Origin of the sequence: Streptomyces colwelliae, from assembly GCF_048158785.1 — a bacterium.
Taxonomy (GTDB): domain Bacteria; phylum Actinomycetota; class Actinomycetes; order Streptomycetales; family Streptomycetaceae; genus Streptomyces.
On sequence record NZ_JBLTJC010000484.1, the window covers coordinates 1 to 6,852 of the forward strand.

Below are 6,852 nucleotides of genomic sequence, written 5' to 3' on the forward strand. Positions count from 1 at the left end.
GCACGAATGAACGCGTAGAAGGCGCCCTGGGGTTCAGCAAGCGTGATACCCCGCACGTCCGTGAGCCGGTCGAGCACCAGTCGGCGGCGGCGCTCGTAGCCGGCCCTCGCGCTTACCGAACGTCATCCGGTCCGGTCGTCACCTGGGGCCCGTTCTCGTACGCCACGGACACCAGCAGCCCCACCCGCTGCGCAAGCTCCAGCACCCGCACCGCACGCGGCGGATACCCCGGCGCCAACACCTCCCGCCCCCGCTCCGCCCGCGCGCGATACGCGTCGACCGCCGCCTCGGCCACCGGCCCGGACCCGGCGACATCGAGCCGCGACAACACCGCCGTCGCATCCCGCAGCGCCTCCGCCAGCTCCCGCTCGGCCTCCCCGAGCGAGGGCACATCGGCGGGCGGCGCCTCCCGCACCGGCAGGCAGTGCCAGACGACCTCGACATGGACGTCACCGGCGGGACCGGCCTCGTAGACCTCGGGAACGAGGCCGAGCGGGACGCCGTAGCAGATCACCGCCTCCTCGGCATCGAGTGCCCGGGCGTTGAAGTCGGGCGGGCCGCTCAGGCCCAGTGGGTGTCCGGGGGTGGGCAGCGCCACCCGCAGTCCGGTCACCCCGAGGGCGCGCAGCCGCCCCAGTGCGAGGGTGAGTCCGACGGGTGCCGACTCGCCCGGCAGCCCCTCCACCCGGTGCACGGCGTCCTCGCCCACGATGGCGAGCACGGCGTCGTCGGGTGAGACAAGCCCGGCCAACAGGGCATTTCCCCAGGCGGCGAGGCGTCCTGAACGTGGTTCCGAAAGCATGCCCTCCACCCTAAGGACCGGACCGATGGAATGGACCGCCCGGCCGGTGGCGTAGATTTCTTCGAGGGTTGCGCCTACCGGCGCACGCGACAGCCGAGACAGGCCGACGATGCAATGGGAGACAGCGCGCTCATGAGCGATGTTCTGGAGCTGGAGGACGTAACCGTGGTCCGGGAGGGCCGGGCTCTGGTGGACCAGGTCTCCTGGTCGGTCAAGGAGGGCGAGCGCTGGGTCATCCTCGGCCCGAACGGCGCCGGCAAGACCACGCTCCTGAACGTCGCGTCCAGCTACCTGTTCCCCAGCAGCGGCACCGCCACCATCCTCGGCGAGACCCTCGGCAAGGTCGACGTCTTCGAACTGCGCCCCCGTATCGGCGTCGCCGGCATCGCCATGGCCGAGAAGCTCCCCAAGCGCCAGACCGTCCTCCAGACCGTGCTGACCGCCGCCTACGGCATGACCGCCGGGTGGAACGAGGACTACGAGGACGTCGACGAGCAGCGCGCCCGCGCCTTCCTCGACCGCCTCGGCATGAGCGACTACCTGGACCGCAAGTTCGGCACCCTGTCCGAGGGTGAGCGCAAGCGCACTCTCATCGCCCGCGCCCTGATGACCGACCCCGAGCTGCTCCTCCTCGACGAGCCCGCCGCCGGCCTCGACCTCGGCGGCCGCGAGGACCTCGTACGCCGGCTCGGCCGCCTCGCCCGCGACCCGATCGCCCCCTCCATGATCATGGTCACGCACCACGTCGAGGAGATCGCCCCGGGCTTCACCCACGTCCTGATGATCCGTCAGGGCAAGGTCCTGGCCGCAGGCCCGCTGGAGCTCGAACTCACCGCCCGCAACCTGTCGTTGTGCTTCGGTCTCCCGCTCATCGTGGAGCAGGTCGGCGACCGCTGGACCGCACACGGTCTCCCCATGGCCTGAACTGCCTTGTAAGAAGCGGGTGTAGGGACATATGCGCCCTGTCCGTGACGGGACCCGCAGCCCTACCATTGACCATGTGAACGACATCGACGCATGGGTGTGGTGGCTCGTCGGCGCGGCAGCACTCGGGATCCCCCTCGTGGTGACCGCGATGCCGGAATTCGGCATGTTCGGCGTGGGGGCCGTCGCCGCCGCGGTGACCGCCGGGATCGGCGGGGGCGTCGTCGTCCAGGTCCTCGTCTTCGTCGTGGTCTCGGTCGCCCTCATCGCGGTCGTACGACCCATCGCGACCCGGCACCGTTCGACGCTTCCCCAACTCGCCACGGGCATCGATGCCTTGAAGGGCAAACAGGCCGTCGTCCTGGAGCGCGTCGACGGCTCCGGCGACGGTCGGATCAAGCTGGCCGGAGAGATCTGGTCGGCCCGCTCACTCGACGCCGACCGCGCCTACGAACCGGGCCAGGAGGTGGACGTCGTGGAGATCGAGGGAGCCACCGCGATCGTCATCTGACCTCGCAGGACGCAACCGACGATCTCGCAGGACACGACTGATGACCTGGCAGGTCTCAACTGAACCGAACAGCACACGAGTTGCGTGACGGTCTGACAGACTCGACCAGCAAGATCTTCAACAACCATAAGATCTTCCGAAAGCGCCGAGGCGGAGAAGGGTACGGGGAGCACGATGGAACCGGTCATCATCGTCTTGATCATCCTGGTGGTGTTGGTCTTCATCGCTTTGATCAAGACGATCCAGGTCATCCCGCAGGCAAGTGCCGCGATCGTGGAGCGATTTGGCCGCTACACACGGACACTCAACGCGGGACTCAACATCGTCGTCCCGTTCATCGACACGATCCGCAACCGCATCGACCTGCGTGAACAGGTCGTACCGTTCCCGCCGCAGCCGGTGATCACCCAGGACAACCTGGTCGTCAACATCGACACGGTCATCTACTACCAGGTGACGGACGCGCGGGCCGCGACCTACGAAGTGGCCAGCTACATCCAGGCAATTGAGCAGCTCACGGTCACCACGCTCCGCAACATCATCGGCGGCATGGACCTGGAGCGGACCCTGACCTCCCGCGAGGAGATCAACGCGGCCCTGCGCGGAGTCCTCGACGAGGCGACGGGCAAGTGGGGCATCCGCGTAAACCGCGTCGAACTCAAGGCAATCGAGCCCCCCACCTCCATCCAGGACTCGATGGAGAAGCAGATGCGCGCCGACCGTGACAAGCGCGCCGCGATCCTCACCGCGGAAGGTACGCGTCAGGCCGCCATCCTCACCGCCGAAGGTGAGAAGCAGTCCCAGATCCTGCGCGCCGAAGGTGAGGCCAAGGCCGCGGCCCTGCGCGCTGAGGGTGAAGCGCAGGCCGTCCGTACGGTCTTCGAGGCCATTCACGCCGGCGACGCCGACCAGAAGCTCCTCTCCTACCAGTACCTCCAGATGCTCCCGAAGATCGCCGAAGGCGACGCCAACAAGCTCTGGATCGTCCCCAGCGAGATCGGCGACGCCCTCAAGGGCCTCTCCGGCGCGATGGGCAACATGGGCCCGTTCGGCGGCGGTTCGGGCAACGACGGAGGCAACTCCGGCAACTCGGGCGGCAATTCGGACCGCCAACGCCGAGAGAAGCCGTCCATCGACTGACGGTCGGTCACTTCTGGAGCTACGCCAGTTCCCCGCGCCCTAAGGGGCGCGGGGAACTGCGCGATCAGCCACACACGACGCGCACCCGACGACCAACCACGCCCCCTACGGCGCTTAGTTCAGGCAGCGTCCCGAGCCAACCAGCCCGGCAGCGCATCAAAGTCCTCGACCGCCAGCGCGAGCAACATCGCGTCAGCGGGCGTCGGCTCGAACGGCAGCCGCAGCAACGGCATCCCCGCCTGCTCCGGAGTCCGCGCCGCCTTGCGGTGGTTGTCCTCCGCGCAGGACGCCACCGTGTTCAGCCAGGAGTCCTGACCGCCCTGTGCCCTCGGCACCACGTGGTCGACCGTCGTCGCCCGCCTGCCGCAGTACGCGCACCTGTGCCGGTCGCGGACCAGCACACCGCGCCTCGACCACGGAGCTTGTCTTCGGAACGGCACCCTGACATACCTGCACAGCCGGATCACCCGGGGGACCGGTATGTCGACCTCGGCTCCGCGCATACGCAGTTCGGGGTGGGCCTGCTCGACGACAGCTTTGTCCTGCAGCACCAGAACGACGGCTCGATTCAACGACACCGTCGACAGCGGCTCGAAGCTCGCGTTCAGCACCAGCGTGTCCCGCATCCAGCCCACCTCCCATGTGCAACCGGCCCACCGCACGGCGGGCTTGGATCAACTCTGGCCGGGCACGCCGAGATGGACAACGCAATAAAAAATGCCCGCCCCTGATCAATTCCAAGACCAGAGGCGGGCAAACGTTCAATGAACGTCAGTCTTCCGTGGGCGCTTCGTACTCACCGATGAGCTGGGCACGCGCCAGCGTGTGGAACCGCAGGTTGAAACCGACGACCGCGGGAGAAACGTCCGAGTCCGGACCAAGTTTCTCCGTGTCCACGGCGTACACCGTGAACACATAACGGTGCGACCCGTCCCCGGGCGGCGGCGCGGCACCGCCGAAGTCCTTCGACCCGTAGTCGTTCCGCACCTGTACGGCGCCCTCGGGCAGCCCCTCGAACTTGCCGCTGCCCGCACCCGCCGGCAGCTCGGTCACCGAGACCGGGATGTCGAACACGGTCCAGTGCCAGAACCCGCTCCCCGTAGGGGCGTCCGGGTCGTAGCAGGTCACGGCGAAACTCTTGGTCTCGGACGGGAAGCCCTCCCACCGCAGCTGCGGCGAGGTGTTGCCGGCCGCGTAGACCTGAGCGTCCTTGAGCGTGGCCCCCGGCTCGACGTCCTCACTCGTCACCGTGAACGACGGCACGGGCGGGTGGAAGTCATGGGGGAGCGGCCGCCGCTTGAGCTCGGTCACCTCGGTACCTCCTGATCGGTTTCTTCAGTGGATACCGAGCCTAGAACCAGTTGCGCTTGCTGCCGACCTCGGACAGCCACTGGTTGAGGTACGCGGCCCAGTCCGTCCCGTGGAAGTCGTGCAGACCCACCTGGAAGGACCGGAAGGTGTCACTGCCCTCACTGAACAGGCCCGGCTTCTTGTCCATCTCCAGGATGACGTCCATCGCGCTCTCGTCGGCCACGAAGCTCAGCTCGACCTGGTTGAGCCCGCGGTACTGCGACGGCGGCTGGAACTCGATCTCCTGGTAGAACGGCAGCTTCTGCCGCGTCCCCCGGATGTGACCGCGCTCCATGTCCGCGTTCTTGAAGCGGAAGCCCAGCCGGATGAAGGCGTCCAGGATCGCCTTCTGCGCCGGCAGCGGGTGCACGTTGACCGGGTCGAGGTCACTGGAGTCCACGGCCCGCGCGATCGCCAGCTCGGTGCTCACCCCGATGTGCATCCCGCGCAGCGACTGGCCGTCGATCATCGTGACCGGCGTCTCCCAGGGGATCTCCAGCCCGAACGGCACGTTGTGCGCGGTCCCCGCCTGCAACTCGAAGGCGCCGCCCAGCCGCACCTTCGTGAACTCGATGTCCTGCTTGTACTCCTGGTCGCCGCTCTCGATCTCGACCTTGGCCTGCAGTCCGACCGAGAGCCCCTGGATCTCCTGGTTCACGGACCCGCCCTGGATCCGCACCTCGCCCTGGACGACACCACCCGGAACGACGTTGACCTCGGTCAGCACCGTCTCCACCGAAGCCCCGCCGGCCCCCAGGCTCGCGAGCAGCTTCTTGAACGCCATGACTCTCCCTTTACGTATGGACCCTTGATCCCTACAAACGCGAACAGACCGCGCCCGGTTCCGCGCCACACCCTGGCAAGCGGACGGAACCTTGACCACCCCTTGGCCCAAGCGGGCCTGGACTACGCTCGGACGCCATGATCGCGCCCCCGGACCGTATGCCACTCCCCAGAGAGTTCTTCGACCGCCCTGTACTGGAGGTCGCCCCCGACCTCCTGGGCCGCATCCTCGTCCGCACGACCCCCGACGGCCCGATCGTCCTGCGCATCACAGAGGTCGAGGCCTACGACGGCGGCAACGACCCCGCGTCGCATGCCTATCGCGGCCCGACGGCCCGCAACGGAGTGATGTTCGGTCAGCCCGGGTACGTCTACGTCTACTTCACCTACGGCATGTGGCACTGCATGAACCTGGTGTGCGGTCCCGAGGGCACGGCGAGGGCGGTGCTGCTTCGCGCCGGCGAGATCGTCGAGGGCGCCGAGCTCGCCCGCAAACGTCGACTCTCGGCCCGAAATGACAAAGAACTGGCCAAAGGCCCCGCCCGCCTGGCCACGGCCCTGGACGTCGACCGCTCCCTGGACGGCACGGACGCGTGCACCACGGGCGAGACACCCTTGAGGATGCTGGCCGGTACACCCGTCCCCTCCCATCAGGTAAGCAACGGTCCCCGCACCGGAGTGTCGGGCGAGGGCGCGGTCCACCCATGGCGGTTCTGGATCACCAATGACCCGACGGTGAGCCCTTATCGGGCTCATACGCCAAGGCGTCGGTCAAGTTGACGCGCCATGGCGGGGGTGCGTAATGTAGCCCGAGCCGCTTGACCCGGGTACGGCAATCGCCTGCAGCCGGAAGCGGCCAACCCACTACTTACGACTCTCCCTCACCGAGGGCGCATTCGGCGTGCCTGCATGCCTGAATTCGAACTCGCGGAACTCGATTATGAGTTGCCGAGGGGATCGGCTAACGTAGTGAATGTCGAAAGGCCGACGGGCGAAAGCCCAAAGCCCTTGACAATCCCCTCCGACAGGGAATCGGGACCGGAAACGGTCTGATAGAGTCGGAAACGCAAGACCGAAGGGAAAAGCCCGGAGGAAAGCCCGAGAGGGTGAGTACAAAGGAAGCGTCCGTTCCTTGAGAACTCAATAGCGTGCCAAAAATCAACGCCAGATATGTTGATACCCCGTCTCCAAACATCGATGTGATGTCTGGGGCGTGGTTCCTTTGAAGAAAACATACAGCGAGGACGCTGTGAACGGTCGGGCTTATTCCGCCTGACTGTTCCGCTCTCGTGTATGTGCACCGGCTGTATTAATTTACTGGCCGAGTAAACATTCACGGAGA

The 6,852-nt window shown here is 66.8% G+C and carries 7 protein-coding genes and 1 pseudogene; 4 read left to right on the forward strand and 4 right to left on the reverse strand.

Translation table 11 applies throughout. The features are described from left to right. Positions 1-112: 112 nt before the first annotated feature. Entirely contained in the window at positions 113-802 is a 690-nt protein-coding gene (locus tag ACNFOC_RS48425; protein WP_416965382.1) for an Rv1486c family protein, read from the reverse strand. Positions 803-934: 132 nt separating this feature from the next. On the opposite strand from ACNFOC_RS48425, the pseudogene ACNFOC_RS48430 reads away from it, so the two are divergent. The 3 genes and pseudogenes from ACNFOC_RS48430 to ACNFOC_RS48440 form a co-directional block, all read left to right on the forward strand. Next, a pseudogene (locus ACNFOC_RS48430) lies at positions 935-1,459 on the forward strand (ABC transporter ATP-binding protein); the annotation flags it as partial. Positions 1,460-1,802: 343 nt separating this feature from the next. Next, positions 1,803-2,237, forward strand: a complete 435-nt coding sequence (locus ACNFOC_RS48435; RefSeq protein WP_416965383.1) for an NfeD family protein — start codon at positions 1,803-1,805, stop codon at positions 2,235-2,237. Between the two features lie 174 nt (positions 2,238-2,411). Next, positions 2,412-3,377, forward strand: a complete 966-nt coding sequence (locus tag ACNFOC_RS48440; protein ID WP_033286429.1) for an SPFH domain-containing protein — start codon at positions 2,412-2,414, stop codon at positions 3,375-3,377. Between the two features lie 119 nt (positions 3,378-3,496). On the opposite strand, the gene ACNFOC_RS48445 is transcribed toward ACNFOC_RS48440, so the two are convergent. The 3 genes from ACNFOC_RS48445 to ACNFOC_RS48455 all read right to left on the reverse strand — a co-directional run bounded on the left by ACNFOC_RS48445 (position 3,497) and on the right by ACNFOC_RS48455 (position 5,511). Then, entirely contained in the window at positions 3,497-4,003 is a 507-nt protein-coding gene (locus ACNFOC_RS48445) for an HNH endonuclease (RefSeq protein ID WP_416965384.1), read from the reverse strand. A 145-nt stretch (positions 4,004-4,148) separates the two neighbouring features. After that, the gene (locus tag ACNFOC_RS48450) at positions 4,149-4,688 is read right to left on the reverse strand and encodes a YbhB/YbcL family Raf kinase inhibitor-like protein (protein ID WP_416965385.1); all 540 of its coding nucleotides are present in this window, start codon (positions 4,686-4,688) and stop codon (positions 4,149-4,151) included. A 40-nt stretch (positions 4,689-4,728) separates the two neighbouring features. Continuing rightward, the gene (locus ACNFOC_RS48455) at positions 4,729-5,511 is read right to left on the reverse strand and encodes a sporulation protein (protein ID WP_416965386.1); all 783 of its coding nucleotides are present in this window, start codon (positions 5,509-5,511) and stop codon (positions 4,729-4,731) included. Between the two features lie 137 nt (positions 5,512-5,648). On the opposite strand from ACNFOC_RS48455, the gene ACNFOC_RS48460 reads away from it, so the two are divergent. Further along, positions 5,649-6,290, forward strand: coding sequence for a DNA-3-methyladenine glycosylase (locus ACNFOC_RS48460; RefSeq protein WP_416965387.1), 642 nt, complete (start codon positions 5,649-5,651; stop codon positions 6,288-6,290). Positions 6,291-6,852: the final 562 nt, after the last annotated feature.